The 15583-nt window shown below is 56.7% G+C and carries 14 protein-coding genes; 10 read left to right on the top strand and 4 right to left on the bottom strand.

The annotated features are described in order from the left end of the window. The first annotated feature begins 50 nt into the window (after window positions 1-50). Window positions 51-995, top strand: coding sequence for a hypothetical protein (locus ACX5K5_RS03150; protein WP_459175014.1), 945 nt, complete (start codon window positions 51-53; stop codon window positions 993-995). 142 nt (window positions 996-1137) lie between these two features. Here the strand turns inward: ACX5K5_RS03150 and ACX5K5_RS03145 are convergent, their stop codons facing one another. Then, window positions 1138-1347: a hypothetical protein gene (locus ACX5K5_RS03145; protein ID WP_096257421.1), complete on the bottom strand. Its 210-nt coding sequence runs from the start codon at window positions 1345-1347 to the stop codon at window positions 1138-1140. A 180-nt stretch (window positions 1348-1527) separates the two neighbouring features. Between ACX5K5_RS03145 and ACX5K5_RS03140 the strand changes: the two genes are divergently transcribed. Then, on the top strand, window positions 1528-2463 hold the full coding sequence (locus ACX5K5_RS03140) for a 2-hydroxyacid dehydrogenase (RefSeq protein WP_170947923.1): 936 nt from the start codon (window positions 1528-1530) through the stop codon (window positions 2461-2463). Between the two features lie 62 nt (window positions 2464-2525). Continuing rightward, on the top strand, window positions 2526-4058 hold the full coding sequence (locus tag ACX5K5_RS03135; protein ID WP_346060301.1) for a deoxyguanosinetriphosphate triphosphohydrolase family protein: 1533 nt from the start codon (window positions 2526-2528) through the stop codon (window positions 4056-4058). Between the two features lie 35 nt (window positions 4059-4093). Here the strand turns inward: ACX5K5_RS03135 and ACX5K5_RS03130 are convergent, their stop codons facing one another. The 3 genes from ACX5K5_RS03130 to ACX5K5_RS03120 form a co-directional block, all read right to left on the bottom strand. Next, window positions 4094-4705 (bottom strand): maleylpyruvate isomerase family mycothiol-dependent enzyme, encoded by a 612-nt coding sequence (locus ACX5K5_RS03130; protein WP_459175013.1) that lies wholly within the window; start codon window positions 4703-4705, stop codon window positions 4094-4096. A 186-nt stretch (window positions 4706-4891) separates the two neighbouring features. Beyond that, on the bottom strand, window positions 4892-7114 hold the full coding sequence (locus ACX5K5_RS03125) for an NADP-dependent isocitrate dehydrogenase (RefSeq protein WP_096257414.1): 2223 nt from the start codon (window positions 7112-7114) through the stop codon (window positions 4892-4894). A 216-nt stretch (window positions 7115-7330) separates the two neighbouring features. Then, complete coding sequence (locus ACX5K5_RS03120; protein ID WP_188684233.1) at window positions 7331-7930, bottom strand: TetR/AcrR family transcriptional regulator; 600 nt, start codon at window positions 7928-7930, stop codon at window positions 7331-7333. Window positions 7931-8082: 152 nt separating this feature from the next. Between ACX5K5_RS03120 and ACX5K5_RS03115 the strand changes: the two genes are divergently transcribed. The 7 genes from ACX5K5_RS03115 (at window position 8083) to ACX5K5_RS03085 (ending at window position 15510) form a co-directional block, all read left to right on the top strand. Beyond that, window positions 8083-9540, top strand: a complete 1458-nt coding sequence (locus ACX5K5_RS03115; protein WP_459175012.1) for an MDR family MFS transporter — start codon at window positions 8083-8085, stop codon at window positions 9538-9540. Between the two features lie 192 nt (window positions 9541-9732). After that, window positions 9733-10491 (top strand): LamB/YcsF family protein, encoded by a 759-nt coding sequence (locus ACX5K5_RS03110; RefSeq protein ID WP_096257410.1) that lies wholly within the window; start codon window positions 9733-9735, stop codon window positions 10489-10491. Beyond that, entirely contained in the window at window positions 10488-12092 is a 1605-nt protein-coding gene (locus ACX5K5_RS03105) for a 5-oxoprolinase subunit B/C family protein (protein ID WP_346059388.1), read from the top strand. The genes ACX5K5_RS03110 and ACX5K5_RS03105 overlap by 4 nt, the downstream gene beginning before the upstream one ends. 2 nt (window positions 12093-12094) lie before the next feature. Then, window positions 12095-13831 (top strand): acetyl/propionyl/methylcrotonyl-CoA carboxylase subunit alpha, encoded by a 1737-nt coding sequence (locus ACX5K5_RS03100; protein ID WP_096257406.1) that lies wholly within the window; start codon window positions 12095-12097, stop codon window positions 13829-13831. A 47-nt stretch (window positions 13832-13878) separates the two neighbouring features. Then, window positions 13879-14559 carry a GntR family transcriptional regulator gene (locus tag ACX5K5_RS03095; protein WP_240520572.1) on the top strand — a complete coding sequence of 227 codons (681 nt, stop codon included), beginning with the start codon at window positions 13879-13881 and terminating at the stop codon, window positions 14557-14559. 7 nt (window positions 14560-14566) lie between these two features. After that, window positions 14567-15010 (top strand): HD domain-containing protein, encoded by a 444-nt coding sequence (locus ACX5K5_RS03090; RefSeq protein ID WP_096257402.1) that lies wholly within the window; start codon window positions 14567-14569, stop codon window positions 15008-15010. Window positions 15011-15072: 62 nt separating this feature from the next. Further along, window positions 15073-15510, top strand: coding sequence for a Clp protease N-terminal domain-containing protein (locus tag ACX5K5_RS03085; protein ID WP_096257400.1), 438 nt, complete (start codon window positions 15073-15075; stop codon window positions 15508-15510). The last annotated feature ends 73 nt before the right edge of the window (window positions 15511-15583 follow it).

Raw genomic sequence — 15583 nt, 5'->3', positions numbered from 1 at the left:
GTCGGTAGGACATGTCAGCATTTATTAGAACCTCGATCGAAGGATGTCAATTGGACTCTCAGCTTCCTCTGCGAATACTTGAAGCCGTTGGGCTGCTGCACCGTTTGGGCTACTACGCTCTGCGTATTTTGCCCGGAATCAATGCCTCAGGTACGGCCTGGCGGATTGTTATTTTCAACGTCACGGAATGGAATTTCGAGGATGAGTTCGGCGACCCCTATAACGCGGAAGAGCGCTGCCTGTACTCCACGGCTGGCCAAAACGTTTTCAATAATGACGTCCAATTTCCCGAAGACGTCAGCCATGTGAGCGTTGCGGAAGCAATTCTTGAGGCGATGCCCTCGCTGCAGCGCAGTACGGGTCAAGAGAGCGGAAACCAGCAATACACCAACTGGTACGCGATGCTTTTGTCCCAAGTTCATAGCCTGGCTGATCTCCCCGTTGCCTATGCCGATTACTTCGACGATTCACTCGGCTGGGAGCTGGGGTGGGGAAGCACGCGGCGTGTGCCCGAGCCACCGAAGCATCTGCCGGCACCCAAGCCCAGTAAACGTGCCGACAGCGACGAGCACTACGTGCTCGAGCTCTGCGATCAGGTGCTGGCGGCAAAGCGGACAGGCCAGCAAACGTTCCCCTGGCTGGTCGGCGACCCATCGATAACGAACGGAAAAGTTAAGCCACTTCCGGTGGACGGTTATTGGGCTGAACTCGGAATAGTCGTGGAATATCACGAAAGGCAGCACACCGAATCGGTGCCATTTTTCGACGACAAGATGACGGCGAGCGGACGGCGACGCGGCGACCAGCGCAGGATCTACGATGCCCGTAAAGCAGAACTCATCCCGGAGCACAATTTGAATCTTGTCATCATTGATTTTAAGAACTTCAGCAACAAGCGCGGCAAGATCGTTCGGAAGCCGAGCGAAGATTTGAAAATCGTCGAATCGATGCTCTCACAGGTTATGGAAGATTCCGCAGGAGATATCACAAGATAAAGATCGCAGAACTACCTGCAGGGCCAATCAGAACGGCAAGGCTGGGATGACACTTCCGGATCTGTGTTTTAGTTGGTCGGTGCGAGTACCTGCGGCGACTGAGCCGCTCCCCCGGCCACGATGTGCCACACGGTCGGCGTTGCTATTTGGTGCGTATTGCCTCGGTGATAGTGGTTCCCACATAGAGCACAGCGCCGGAAAGAAGTACCAGTCCACCGGTGATTCCACCGCCCAAGATGAGGCTGGCGAGGCCGAGAACCATCACTGTGCATCCCAAATACATGAAGATCGACGAGCTGGTATTCGCCTGAGTTTTTCCGGACATTTTCACGTTTTCTACAGGCTGCGACATGCCTAAACTCTAACATCTTGATAATCAGATTGTCCTCATGAAGCGACCGATTCGCCTAATCAACTCGTGCTTCACACTAGGACTGGGCACTTGCACGGCGGGGCAAAGATGCGCAGAATGAACTTTGAGGCTCACCCCGGACAACTACGGCACCGGTGCGATCCATACGGGAGGAACCCTTTGACTTTACGCGTGCTCGTCCCCAATGGCCGGCTCTTGGCGAAACTCGACGTACCCGGCGTCACTCCGATCTACTGGCACCTCAACGACTCGGTCGAGGAAGCCCCGGAAGCAGATGTGCTGATTACCGAACGTCCGTTGTTGGTCGAACGGCGCGCTCGGGTCTCTCGAATTCCGGGATTGCGCCACGTGCATCTGCTCTCCCTCGGGTACGAATGGGTTCTGGAACATCTGACTCCCGACGTTAGTTTGAGCAATTCCCGCGGTGCGGTAGAAGATGCCACTGCTGAGCACACGCTGGCTCTGGTGTTGGCTTCTCTGCGCGAGCTTCCCGCAGCAGGAGTTCAACAACAAAAGCAAGTTTGGAATCCGCTGTGGGGTGGCACTCTGCACGGAGCCACCGTTTTATTGTTGGGATTTGGCGGGGTTGGACAAGAGATCTACCAACGCCTTCTGCCCTTCAAACCCAAGGAGGTGTTCGCGGTAGCCAGCAGTGCTCGGCAGCTCGACGACGGCACACAGGTCCATGGGATCGATGAGATGCCAGATCTTCTGCCACAAGCGCAGCTCGTGATCGTGGCCCTGCCAGACGCCCCGTCCACGCGCGGAATCGTCGATGATAAATTTTTAGCGAGCATGCCAGATCGATCCCTGCTGGTGAATGTCGGACGCGGACCCGTGGTCGACACCGAGGCACTGCTCTTCGAGCTCCAGTCAGAAAGACTGTGCGCGGCGCTGGATGTCACCGACCCGGAACCGCTACCCGAAGCACACCCCTTGTGGACGGCACCAAATTGCTTGATCACCCCGCATATAGCTGGAAATACGTCGAAGTTCATCGATCTTGCGATGAACTTGGCCGTGGAACAGGTCAAGCGCTTGGCCGTCGGGCAGGAACCACTTCATCTGGTGCGTGTGGTTGGTCCGGCGAATTAGAAACTCCCAATCACCGGTTTTACCTGCTCGTTTGGGGTGCATGACTTAGGCTAGTTCCTACGATGGATATCAGGCAGAAAACTCATGACACCGGCGGCCGAGAACGCGCAATCATCGAGCAGAATCGTACCGACGAGGACGATTTCCGCATCGATATCGAACGCATCCGCTTTTCCCCGTACTTTTCACGCCTCTCCGCGGTCACCCAGGTTATTCCGCAGGCCGGCTCGGGCACCACGGTGCATAACCGGCTGACTCACTCATTGAAGGTTTCCGCCGTGGCACGCAGCATCGCCATCCGGTTGCGCACCGCAGACGAGGAGACCCGCAACCTTGTCGCGGAACTAGGCGGTTGCGATCCGGTCGTCGTCCAGGCGGCGGCTGCCGCCCACGATTTGGGCCACCCTCCTTTCGGACATTTGGGCGAACAAGAACTGGACCGGGTGGCCCGCAACATTTTGGGGTTGCCCGACGGTTTTGAGGGCAACGCGCAAACCTTCCGTATTTTGACCGCGCTGGATAGTTGTGGTGCTACGGCGCGTGGGATGAATCTGACCCGTGCGGTGCGTGCCGCGGTGCTGAAATATCCTTGGACGCGAAACGAGTGGCGCACCATGGCACCGATTTCCTCGGAGTTGCTTCCCCGCGGGGTGGGTACCGATCCAGCGGCAGGCGCCATCAAGTATTCTGCCTACGATATTGAAGCCGCCGAGATGCGTGACGTGCTCTCGGTGTTCCCCGCCGTCGCCAAGTACCAGCAGACCGTTGAAAGTTCGGTCATGGATATCGCCGATGACATCGCCTACGCGGTTCATGATCTGGATGATTTTTACCGCGCGGGAATTTTGCAGTACACCACGGTGTCCGCCGAATTCCGGGCCTGGCTGGAGCAGACCGAACAGTTGGCCGCCTTGCGCCAAGCAGATCTGGACCAGCGCAAGCCGGGCCATGCACTGGAAATGACCTGGCGTCGCGCCTTCGCCAAGGATCCATGGATTGCCGACGCGGATGCTTTCCGTGACTCGGTGCAGCGTGTAGGACATGACCTGGTTGAGGGGCTGCTGGCGGTTCCTTACGATGGAGGGTTAGAAGCTGACCGCGCCGTGACCGCATTTACCCGCCGGTGGATCGACCGGTTGCAAGAATCGGTGACCGTGGAACGTACGCCAACGATCCGCAGCGGACATGTGCGGCTCACCAAGGAGGCGTGGCATGATGTGGGCGTGCTGAAGTTTGTGCACTCGCGCTTCGTCTTGGATCGCTCGGACTTAGCCGTGTACCAGCGCGGGCAGACTCGCATCATCAAGTCCTTGGCCGAAGGATTTAACTCATGGCTTAATGACCCCGATGATGCGGCGCGTGCGCCGCGCCGCCTTCTGGACTCCGTTCAGGCCGCCACCGAGGAATACCGGCAGTTGCGCGCGCACTCCCCCGAGCTGTTCTTGCAGGCCGGCCCGAATGAGGTGCAGCGCTTAGGCCAGGCCCGCGCGATCGTGGATTACATTGCCTCGTTTACCGATGCGCAGGCGGTCTCGTTGAACGCCCTGTTGGCGGGTACGGCAGATAATTTGTGGGAGGCCGGCCGCGGGCTTTAAGCCCGCGCGGCTCCTCGGATGTTTGGACCTAAGGATCAGATAAAGGCGACGCCGGGGCCGTGTATAGAACCTCTTCGTTCCTCACGCCCGGTAACCAGCATCAACAGTTCAATCAGCGGGCCCCTAATTTCCATCCCAGTGCCAAGGTTGAAGTTGTCATCCTCGGCGACCAAGGTGACCCGGCGCGCCAACTCTTTTGCGCCACCGAAGGCTTTGCTCGTGCGCGTCTGGTAGCTAATGGCTAGTTGCACTGACTGTGGCGGGTAGTTGCGTTCAATTCCCAGCGGACGCCGGATGTCTTCGCCGTGCGCGATTTCTTCTACCAAGCGGCTGGCGAGTGGGGCCGGTGGCCCGCTGCGTCGTTCGGCCACTTCGCGGAGTGCTGCGAGGGTCTCCTGGGCGCTCGCGCCTTTTTCTGCGGCGACACCGTTTGCGTTCTGTTGGTCAAAATCAAAGCGGGCTTTTGCCATGGCTATCGCAAGTCGAGGCGTTGTAGTGCGCGCGTTATCAATCAGATGCGCGGCAACATCTTGAACCGTCCAGCCGGCGCATAAGGACGGTGTGGCCCATTGTTCCTCGCTCAGTTCGGCGAGATCCTTGATCAGTGCTTTGCGTTCGGCATCTACTAGTTCCCAGATCTGACTCATAAATTGAGTCTTCCAGTTCGGCCGACCAGAGACAACATCAGGCTCTGCGCGCATTGGCTGACTACACGGATAAGCTCTCAACAAAATGACATTGAACGGGTGGCCCAAGTGATTTGCAAATGTTAACGACGAAGGCCGCGTAACTACCAATCGGTAGTTACGCGGCCCTCGTTGACTAGCTTGAGACTACTTGGTCAGCAATTCCAGAGCCTTGTTCAAGGTAGCGCTTGGACGCATGATGGCCGCGGTCTTTGCCTCGTCCGGACGGTAGTAACCAGCGATATCCACTGCCTTGCCCTGGACCTGGGCGAGCTCGGAAACGATGGCTTCCTCATTCTCGTCCAGTGCCTTGGCTACAGCGGAGAAGGCCTGCGCAAGCGCAGCATCCTTGTCCTGCTTGGAAAGCTCTTCGGCCCAGAACTTAGCTAGGTAGAAGTGGCTGCCACGGTTGTCCAACTCGCCAACCTTACGCTTAGGCGACTTGTCTTCCAGCAGGAAGGTGCCGGTTGCGGCATCCAAGGTATCTGCCAGAATCTGTGCGCGAGCGTTGTCAGTGGTGTTGGCCAGGTGTTCGAAGGAAGCACCCAGAGCCATGAATTCACCCAGTGAATCCCAGCGCAGGTGGTTTTCGTTCACCAGCTGCTGCACATGCTTTGGAGCCGAACCACCGGCGCCGGTCTCGAACAGTCCACCACCGGCAAGCAGTGGGACGATCGAAAGCATCTTGGCCGAGGTACCCAGTTCCAGAATTGGGAACAGGTCGGTCAGGTAGTCGCGAAGCACGTTACCGGTCACCGAGATGGTGTCCTCGCCCTTGCGGATACGCTCGATGGTGTACTTGGTAGCCTCGATCGGATTCAGGATTTCGATGGTCAGGCCATCGGTGTCGTATTCCTTGAGGTACTCGTTGACCTTGGTGATCAGCACGGCGTCGTGTGCGCGCTTCTCATCCAACCAGAAGACCGCTGGGGTCTGCGAGGCGCGGGCACGGTTTACAGCAAGCTTGACCCAGTCACGGATGGCAACATCCTTGGCCTGGCAGGCACGCCAGATGTCGCCGGCGAAGACCTGGTGTTCGATCAGCACGGTGTCGTTCTCGTCCAAGATCTGCACGTGGCCGTCGGCAGCCAGCTCGAAGGTCTTGTCGTGGGAACCGTATTCTTCGGCCTTCTGAGCCATCAGGCCCACGTTTGGTACGGTGCCCATGGTGGTTGGATCGTAGGCGCCATTTGCACGGCAATCATCGATAACCGCCTGGTATACGCCCGAGTAGGACGAGTCCGGCAGGACGGCCAAGGTTTCGGCTTCCTTACCGTCTGGGCCCCACATTTTTCCGCCGAGGCGGATCATTGCTGGCATCGAAGCGTCAACGATGACATCCGATGGAACGTGCAGGTTGGTGATGCCCTTGTCGGAATCGACCATGGCAACGGCGGGGCCTTCTTCCAGACCCTTAGCGATCAGCTTCTCCACCCCGGCGCGAACGTCATCAGAGAGTTCATCTAGTCCGCCAAGGATGGCAGCTAGGCCGTTGTTTGGGTTCAGACCCGCGGCCTTTAGCTCGTCACCGTAGGTAGCGAACAGCTCGGAGAAGTACGCCTTGACGACGTGACCGAAGATGATTGGGTCCGAAACCTTCATCATGGTGGCCTTCAGGTGAGCCGAGAAGAGCACACCGTCTTCCTTCGCACGGGCTACTGCGTTCTTCAGGAACTCGGTCAGTGCAGCGACGTGCATGACGGTACCGTCGATAACTTCGCCTTCAAGAACCTTGAATGGCTTCTTCAGAACTTTAACCGCTCCGTCTTCGCCAACGAAGCGGATGGAGATGGACTTGTCCTTGTCGATGACGATGGACTTCTCATTGGAGGCGAAGTCATCGGCTGCCATGGTGGCAACGTTGGTCTTTGAGTCCGAGGCCCAGGCACCCATGGAGTGTGGGTACTTGCGTGCGTAGTTCTTCACGCTCAATGGTGCGCGGCGATCCGAGTTACCTTCACGTAGCACTGGGTTCACGGCAGAGCCCTTGAGCTTGTCGTAACGTGCTCGGACATCGGTGTCCTCATCCGAGGATGGGTTCTCCGGGTAATCTGGCAATGCGTAGCCAGCTGCCTGAAGTTCGGTGATGGCAGCCTTGAGCTGTGGGATCGATGCCGAGATGTTTGGAAGCTTGATGATGTTTGCTTCCGGGGTCTTGGCTAGGTCGCCAAGCTCGCTCAGTGCATCGGCGATGCGCTGTTCTTCGGTGACATAATCCGGGAAAGTGGCGATGATGCGCCCTGCCAGCGAAATGTCGCGGGTCTCAAGTTCAACACCGGCGGTTGACGCGAAGGCCTCCACGATCGGCAGGAACGAGTGCGTTGCCAGCATCGGGGCTTCGTCGGTGTGGGTGTAAATAATCTTGGCCATAAGTGTGGCGTCTCCCTGAACGTCGTGCGGAAGCGGGCTATCCGCCCTAAACTCAACGTTCTCAACTTACCTGATTTTGTCCTGCACCACACTTTTGGGCGTTTACTTTATAGCTAAATTTCACGCTTTTTCCCTGAAATACCGCGATGAATAGTGCCCGAGCACTTTGTCACACTTAAGTTAATGAGCAGTAACTCAATGTGCAAACGAGAAGGTTTAGGCCCCACGGGAATCTATCGACGCTATCTGCGAGAGACTAATGATTGCCTTCTCGAAAAGTTCAGCTGGCGTTGAGGTCAGCCCAGCAGCTTCTTCATACGCAAAACACTGCCACGCAACACGCCAAGCAGTTGCCACCAATTCAGCGACCAGCATCGCCTGCATCACGTCTAGCACTTCGCGTTCGATCAATGACTGACTCAGTGAAACGACTAGTTCTTGCTCGCGGCGCGTGGCGATCACCAGCAATTTGGGGTCTTGACGCATGAGCCGGGAGATCCGTCGGATTTCATGGTGACGAACCTCGACACTGAAATGCATTCGACACACTTCAAGCAGTGCATGGAAAATTTCAGAGGAGGATTTTCCTGCCACAATTTCAGCTCCGGCGAGCGCGGCGATGAGATCGCCTTGGCCCGGGACGATGGCCGATTCTTTCGAATCGAAGTAACGGAAAAATGTACGCTCGGAGATTCCCGCGCGTTCGGCAATTCGCGCCACGGTAGTTGCCTCAAGCCCCAAAGATTCAATGAGATCTAGGGTCGCTGCCTGAATAGCCTGCTTGGTAGCGGCTTTATGATCGTCACGAATTCCCATTAAATTTCCTACTTGTTGTTCTGCCTCTAGTCATCATCCTACGACCCTCCAGCGCAGAGTTGTTTTCTGTCACACTCTGCCAGTTTCGCTTACGAAATTGTGTCACCTTGTGCCAAAATTTGAAAGTTGAACAATTCTAGAAAGAGGAATCCGTGGCTCCTGAGCGCACCGAAATCAAGGCCGAAACCGCGCCTTCACGACCCAAAAATCCGGTACTGCCCACTAAGCAGCTCACCGGAATCATCGGAGCACTGGCGCTAGCCGCGTTCTTGATGATTATGAACGAAACTGTCCTGACGGTGGCTCTCCCAGCCATTATGGCGGATATGGATATTTCGGCTTCGGCCGGGCAGTGGCTCACCACAGGATTCCTCGTGACAATGTCCGTAGTTATCCCGACCACCGGCTTCCTACTGCAGCGCTTCAGCAGTCGTTCGTTGTTCGTCTTCGCGCTGTCCAGCTTCTTGGTCGGCACATTGATTGCAATTTTCGCCCCGAGTTTCGCTTTCTTGCTGCTCGCTCGAATCATTCAGGCCGTTGGCACCGCTATCGTCTTGCCATTGTTGATGACTACCACCTTGTCCTTAACTCCAGTGCACAAGCGCGGCATGGTCATGGGCCTGAACTCCATCGTGATCTCAGTCGGTCCTGCCGTTGGCCCGACCGTCTCCGGCGCAATTGTTCACGCGTGGGGATGGCACTACATCTTCGTACTGATGGCTCCGTTGGCAGTGATCACCTTATTCTTGGGCATTATTTTCATCAAGCTTCCATCAAACGCACGCAAGCTTCCGGTCGATATTTTCTCGGTGATCCTTTCCGCGCTCGCCTTTGGTTTGCTGGTCTACGGCATCGCCAGCATTGAAAAGGCCAGCGAAAATATGGGCTTGACCGTGGCAACCTTTGTTGTCGGCCTGGCCTCCTTGGCACTGTTCATCAAGCGTCAGATTCGCTTGACCCGCGAGGGGAAGGAACTACTGAACCTCACCCCCTTCGCCTCGCGCAACTTCACCTTTGCAATCGTGCTGATCATGATTGCCTTCGGCACATTGCTCGGCACGATCATGATGGTTCCCATCATTCTCGAATCAGGCAAGGGCATTAGCGCTCTAGCCATTGGCATGATGTTATTGCCAGGCGGTCTCGCACAGGCCATCGTTTCACCAATTTTCGGCCGCATTTACGACAAGCACGGCCCTCGCCCAGTCTTGATCCCCGGCGCCATCATGCTGGCCTTGGGCCAGTGGATGTACGTCACGGTCACCACCGAAACCGAACTGTGGATGTTCATGATCTGCCACGTCATCTTCTCGATCGGTCTGGCATTGCTGATGACCGGGCTGATGTCCTCGGCTATGGCCTCGGTCAATCCCCGCCTTCACGGACACGGTTCGGCGATCTTCAGCACCGGTCAGCAACTCGGCGGCGCCATCGGCACCACGATCTTCATCACCGTGATGTCGGTGCTGTCCAACAAAGATCTCGCGCAGGGTTCCGACTTGGCGCAGTCGCTCTTCACCGGTGCGCATGCCGCCTTTATCGTGGGCGCATTGTTGGGCACAATCGGCGTGGTGCTCTCGTTCTTCATCAAGGTCGAAAAGCGCGCCTAATGTGGGCTAGCACCTTCGGTTGAAGCGCTGAATAGGGGTCCGCAGCCAGTGGCTGCGGACCCCTGCTGCGTTTAATAATTGCCTTCACCTGGCTACGCATTAATATTTTGCGCGAAGCCAAGAAAGATTGTTGAACAATATGCGTTTTTGGTGCATGCTTAGATAAACGACGTGGAGAGACGGGGATCACAGATGACGTATATCGACCTTAATTCTGATGTAGGCGAGTCCTTTGGCAACTGGGCCATGGGTGATGATGCAGCAATCTTCACCTCGGTCTCCTCGGCTAATGTGGCCTGTGGTTTCCACGCAGGCGATCCAAGCGGTATCGCGCAGACCTGTCGTGACGCGGTCAGCGCGGGAGTCACCATTGGCGCTCACGTCGGTTACCGGGATTTGGCCGGATTCGGCCGTCGCTTCCTAGACTGCTCGGCCACCGAGCTAGCAGACGATGTGCTCTACCAGCTCGGGGCGCTCCAGGCCCTGGCGCGCGCAGCAGGTTCCAATATCAAATACGTCAAACCCCATGGGGCGTTGTACAACACGATTGTTCATCATGAGGTTCATGCCCAGGCCGTCATCGATGCAATTAAGGCCTTTGGCGAAGATCTCCCGGTGCTCTTACTTCCTGGTTCGGTGGCGTTAGCGAAGGCAGAACACGCCGGATTGCGCCCAGTAGCCGAAGCTTTTGCGGACCGTAATTACAACCCCGACGGCACCTTGGTTTCTCGTCGCGAAGCCAATGCGGTGCTCCATGACAGTGCCCAGGTGACCGAAAATATGATTCGTCTGGCAAGTGAGGGCACGCTCAAAGCCATCGACGGATCGGTTATCCAGATGCCGGCCGAATCCATCTGCGTTCACGGAGATACCGCCGGATCCGTAGCCATGGCCGCGGCGGTGCGCGCCGGGCTAGAATCCGCCGGAGTGCAGATCAAGAGCTTCGTATGAGCATTACCAATGTATTTGCCGCCGGAAGCCATGATGTCCTTGTCGAGTTAGAAGACCTCGACTCGGTCCTAGCTCTCGACGCCTGCCTACAAGCCCAGCCGCTACCTGGCCAACGCGATGTTTTGGCTGCAGCCCAAACGGTGATGGTGAAGTTTGAAACCACCGAGCAGGCTCGAGCCGCCGTCAAACATCTGCCCCAGCTGAAGCTCAACACGGCAGCTGTGGCTTCCGGAAAACTTGTCACTATCGAGGTCTACTATGACGGCGAAGACCTCGATACCGTCGCTCAGCTCACCGGTTTGAGCGCACAGGCCGTGGTCAATGCGCACACCGGCCAGCAGTGGCGGGCCGCTTTTGGTGGCTTCGCTCCTGGCTTCGCTTACCTGCTCGGTGAAAATAAGGTACTGGAAGTGCCTCGCCGTGAAACGCCACGCACTTCGGTACCCACCGGATCGGTCGCTCTGGCTGGGGAATACTCCGCCGTATACCCGCGTCAATCCCCCGGAGGTTGGCAGCTACTAGGCCACACCGACTCGGCGCTGTGGGATTTGGACCGGGAGAACCCGGCCCTTATCCGTCCACAGGATCGGGTGCAGTTTGTCGCCTCGCGCAACGCCTTAAATCTCCACACCGAAACACCCACCGCCCAAGTCGCCGACGCGCCTCGTGGCGATGGACTCGAAGTGCTCGATTCCGGTTTGCAAAGTTTGCTACAAGACGCCGGCCGCTACGGCTTTGGTGCGCTTGGCGTACCTGCCAGTGGCGCCGCAGATACAACCTCGCTGTATCAGGCAAACAGGCTGGTCGGGAATACCCCCAACCAAGCGTGTATTGAAAATTTGACTGGCCGTATGAGCTTGCAAGCCCATGGAGATCAAGTCCTAGCGGTCAGCGGCGCGGAAGCTAAACTGAGCGTCACTCCAGCACCCGAGGATCTCGTCCGCACCGAACGTGAAGCCTATATGGACGCACCATTCGCGCTGTTGAACGGCGAGCGCTTGGATTTAGCACCTACAGGTAACGGTTTACGCAGCTACATCTCGGTACGCGGCACCATCCAACTGCCGAAAATTCTCGGTTCTTTAGCTACCGACACACTCTCCGGTGTTGGTCCTGCCCCATTGACTACAGGAACTTTCCTGCCGGTTGCACCACCAGAGAATCTCCAAGTAGTCGGAGAGCGCGAGCCTAGTACCTTACCGATTCAAGACACCGATGGGTGCTTCGTCTTACGCGTCAGCGTGGGGCCTAGAGATGACTGGTTTGGCCCGGTGGGTGTGGAGAAACTGCTCAATCAGCAGTGGTTGGTTACTAGTGAATCGAACCGCATCGGAGTGCGCTTAGGCGTGGAAGGTGAAGCAAGCGCCCTGGAACGAGTCCGCACTGGAGAACTTTCCAGTGAGGGTGTAGCTCTGGGCTCGCTACAGGTCCCACCATCCGGATTGCCGGTCTTATTCCTCGCCGACCATCCGGTCACCGGAGGTTACCCGGTCATTGCTACCGTGATCGCCGAAGACTTATCTGCTGCCGCACAACTACCGCCGGGTAGCCATATCCGTTTTGAACTTTCCGAATCCGCTCCACGCACCGAAGGAAACTAGGCATGAAAAAGGTCTTGATCGCCAACCGCGGCGAAATCGCTGTTCGTATCGCCCGCGCCGCCTCCGACGCCAACCTAAAATCGGTTGCCATCTACTCTGATCCGGACGCCGACGCATTGCATGTGCGTCGCGCCGATGAAGCATATTCCCTTGAAGGGTCTTCGAGTGCCGAAACGTACTTGGATATTTCCAAGATCATCGCCATTGCCCAGCGCGCCGGTGCGGATGCGGTTCACCCAGGTTATGGTTTCCTTTCCGAAAACGCCGACTTTGCTCGTGCAGTCATCGACGCCGGAATGACTTGGATTGGCCCGTCACCACAAGCCATTGAGCTTTTGGGCAATAAGGTCACCGCGCGTGAAATCGCGGTTCGTGCCGGCGCTCCCTTGGTGCCCGGCACCGATGCCCCAGCAGCTAACGCTGGTGAGGTTCGAGCCTTTGCCGAAAAGTATGGAGTACCTGTTGCCATCAAGGCAGCCTTCGGTGGTGGCGGACGTGGCCTGAAGGTCGCGCACACCATGGAAGACATAGAAGATTCTTTCGAATCTGCGGTCCGTGAAGCCACCGTCGCGTTCGGTCGGGGTGAATGCTTTGTGGAGCGCTTCCTTGACAAGCCACGTCACGTGGAAGCTCAGGTTCTTGCAGATACCCATGGCAATGTCATTGTGGTGGGTACCCGCGATTGCTCCCTGCAGCGTCGTCACCAAAAGTTAGTGGAAGAAGCCCCTGCACCGTTCCTCTCCGATGAGCAGCGCAGCGAAATCCACGAGTCAGCCAAGCGGATCTGCCGTGAAGCCAGTTATGTGGGCGCAGGTACCGTTGAATACTTAGTAGCCCCCGATGGCCTCATCTCATTCCTTGAGGTCAATACTCGATTGCAAGTTGAGCACCCGGTCAGCGAAGAGACCTCCGGTCTGGACCTAGTCATCGAACAGTTCCGTATTGCGGATGGTAAGGAACTCTCGGTATTCGAAGACCCTACCCCGGTGGGTCATGCTTTCGAGTTTCGTATCAATGCCGAAGATCCCGCTCGTGGTTTCTTGCCAGGGCCTGGCACCATCACCCGGTTCGAGGCGCCTACCGGCTCCGGCATCCGCGTGGACGCCGGAGTGCGCAGCAACTCAGTGATCCCTGGCCAGTACGACTCGCTAATGGCCAAGCTGATTGTTCACGGCGCTACCCGCGAACAGGCCTTACGTCGTGCCCAGGTGGCGTTGGCAGAGTTCACCATTGAGGGGGTTCCTACGGTTCTACCGTTCCACCGTGCAGTGTCTAAGCATCCGGATTTCGTCGCCGAACAACGTTTTGGCGTCTACACGACGTGGATTGAATCAGAGTTCGCTGATGAACTGGCTAATAGCGATGAAATTGCTACCACCGAGGCCGGTGCGGAACGCGAGGTACTAACCATTGACCTTGATGGCAAGGCCATGGCTCTTGGCTTGCCCGTTGCCTTGGTCAATGCAATCCGTCACGGCGGATCAACCTCGGCGGATTCAGCAGCCGTGCAGGGTGCCGACACCGATGAGGGTTCCATCGTGTCCCCTATGGCCGGTAATTTGGTCTCATTCTCAGCACAGGATGGCGAGTCGGTGAGCAAAGGACAAACCGTGGCCGTCTTAGAAGCTATGAAGATGGAATCCCCGGTGACCGCCCACCGCGATGGCATCTTCACTTCCGCAGATCTCAGCCCCGGACAAAGCGTGCTTCGTGGCGATGTGATGGGAACTATCTCTTAGTCAATGCGAGGTTTGCCGAGATGCTGAACTAAATTAGGGGAATGAACGTGAGCGAGATTTACACTTCAATTCCGTTAGGCGACGGGTCCACCCATGCGCACACCAGCACTTGGGTGGCCTCGACCTTGCGCCAAGAAATCGCCGAAGGGCGATTACTTCCAGGTTCTAAGCTCTCCGAACAAGCGTTGTCCAGCGCGCTGGGAGTCTCGCGCAATACGTTGCGCGAAGGATTCACACTCTTAGATAGTGACCTGATTATTTCGCGCATTCCGAATCGCGGGGTCTTCGTCGCTTCCCCAGACGCAGCGGATATCAGGGAAATCTACGCGGTTCGTCGAACTATCGAACCCGCCGCGTTAGCTTGGGGCCCAGAGCTAGATGTTGATGAGCTATCGCGGATCATTGAGCAGGCCCGTGCCGCCGCTGAAGCCGAAAATATTGCCCTCATGGCAGACGCCAATCAGCAATTCCACGAAACTATAGTGCGTGCTACCGGAAGCGTTCACCTGCTCGAATTAATGAGCCGGGTACTGGCAAAAATGCGGCTGGTGTTCCATGCGATGAGCGATGCCCCTGACTTTCATTCACACTACGTCTCACGAAACAGTGCCTTGGTTGACCTGCTTAGTTCCGGTCAACGGATGGAAGCGGCCGATACCCTGCAGCTTTATTTGAATACCGCTGAGACCGAACTCCTAGAACACTACGAGTCCTCGCAACCCCGCTAGGAGCACCATGACTGATTCTTCATTGCCCGTCATCGCTGAAGCTATTGCTCGCCGTGCCCATCGCGGCCAAGTAGACAAGTCCGGAGCAGATTATATTACTCATCCCGCTCGCGTGGCAGCGACGGTTCACGAGCAGGGCGGTACCGACACTGCTGTTGCTGCGGCATGGCTTCATGACGTGATCGAAGACTGCGAGTTCACTGCTTCGGATCTCTTGGCCGCGGGAATCTCTCAGGACGTCGTTATGGCGGTCGATTCAGTGACTAAACGTCAAGGCGAAAGCATCGAGGACTACTGTGCGCGGGTCCGTTCAAATCCCATAGGACTACTCGTCAAGCATGCAGATCTTGCCGATAATACTTCCCCTGAACGCACCGCACTATTAGCCGAAGCGACCCGTGAACGGTTGGCGAAAAAGTACAGCTATGTACGTTCACTCCTTGCACTTTAGTCAGCTATTCGCTTCAAAATGCGTATAGCATCAGAGCATGGAGTCCTAGAGGACGTGACGACATGTTTGAGAAGTTCACTGAACGGGCACGCTTGGTACTCATATTGGCTCAGCAAGCGGCCATTGCTCGCAACGAGGACCATCTAGGCACCGAGCATCTACTGGTAGCTTTGCACCGCGAAGGGCACGGAGTAGCCGCGCAAGCCCTACGGGCCCTCGACATTTCCCTTGACGTGATCCTCGCCCAGCTACAAACAGTGCCTAAGGCCAGTTCACTTGAACCGGGCGACGAAGTCCGGCTAACCGTGCATGCCAAAAAGCTCCTTCGACTTTCGCTACGCGAAGCCAAGGGGCTAGGTCATGAACTAGTAGATACCGAGCATCTACTTTTGGCATTGCTCCGCGCGGGTGAAGGACTGGCATTCCAATGCCTTAAAGACCTTGGCGTAAATCCACATCAATTACGTCAGCGAATCATTATGATCCTGTCAGGAGTCTAAAATAGGCCTCTTCAAGTCCACGGTTTCTCTCTGAGACGGTGAGGAGCACCGCATGATAATGCCGCTGGTCCTG

This window comes from Glutamicibacter bergerei, assembly GCF_054495185.1.
Note: the sequence above shows the minus strand (reverse complement) of the source record. Positions and strands in the feature narration are given on the sequence as shown.

Coding starts and splice junctions, on each gene's coding strand:
- ACX5K5_RS03145 (WP_096257421.1), bottom strand. CDS start 1,347: ATGTCGCAGCCTGTAGAAAACGTGAAAATGTCCGGAAAAACTCAGGCG.
- ACX5K5_RS03125 (WP_096257414.1), bottom strand. CDS start 7,114: ATGGCCAAGATTATTTACACCCACACCGACGAAGCCCCGATGCTGGCA.
- ACX5K5_RS03105 (WP_346059388.1), top strand. CDS start 10,488: ATGAGCATTACCAATGTATTTGCCGCCGGAAGCCATGATGTCCTTGTC.
- ACX5K5_RS03120 (WP_188684233.1), bottom strand. CDS start 7,930: ATGGGAATTCGTGACGATCATAAAGCCGCTACCAAGCAGGCTATTCAG.
- ACX5K5_RS03090 (WP_096257402.1), top strand. CDS start 14,567: ATGACTGATTCTTCATTGCCCGTCATCGCTGAAGCTATTGCTCGCCGT.
- ACX5K5_RS03135 (WP_346060301.1), top strand. CDS start 2,526: ATGGATATCAGGCAGAAAACTCATGACACCGGCGGCCGAGAACGCGCA.
- ACX5K5_RS03100 (WP_096257406.1), top strand. CDS start 12,095: ATGAAAAAGGTCTTGATCGCCAACCGCGGCGAAATCGCTGTTCGTATC.
- ACX5K5_RS03085 (WP_096257400.1), top strand. CDS start 15,073: ATGTTTGAGAAGTTCACTGAACGGGCACGCTTGGTACTCATATTGGCT.
- ACX5K5_RS03110 (WP_096257410.1), top strand. CDS start 9,733: ATGACGTATATCGACCTTAATTCTGATGTAGGCGAGTCCTTTGGCAAC.
- ACX5K5_RS03130 (WP_459175013.1), bottom strand. CDS start 4,705: ATGAGTCAGATCTGGGAACTAGTAGATGCCGAACGCAAAGCACTGATC.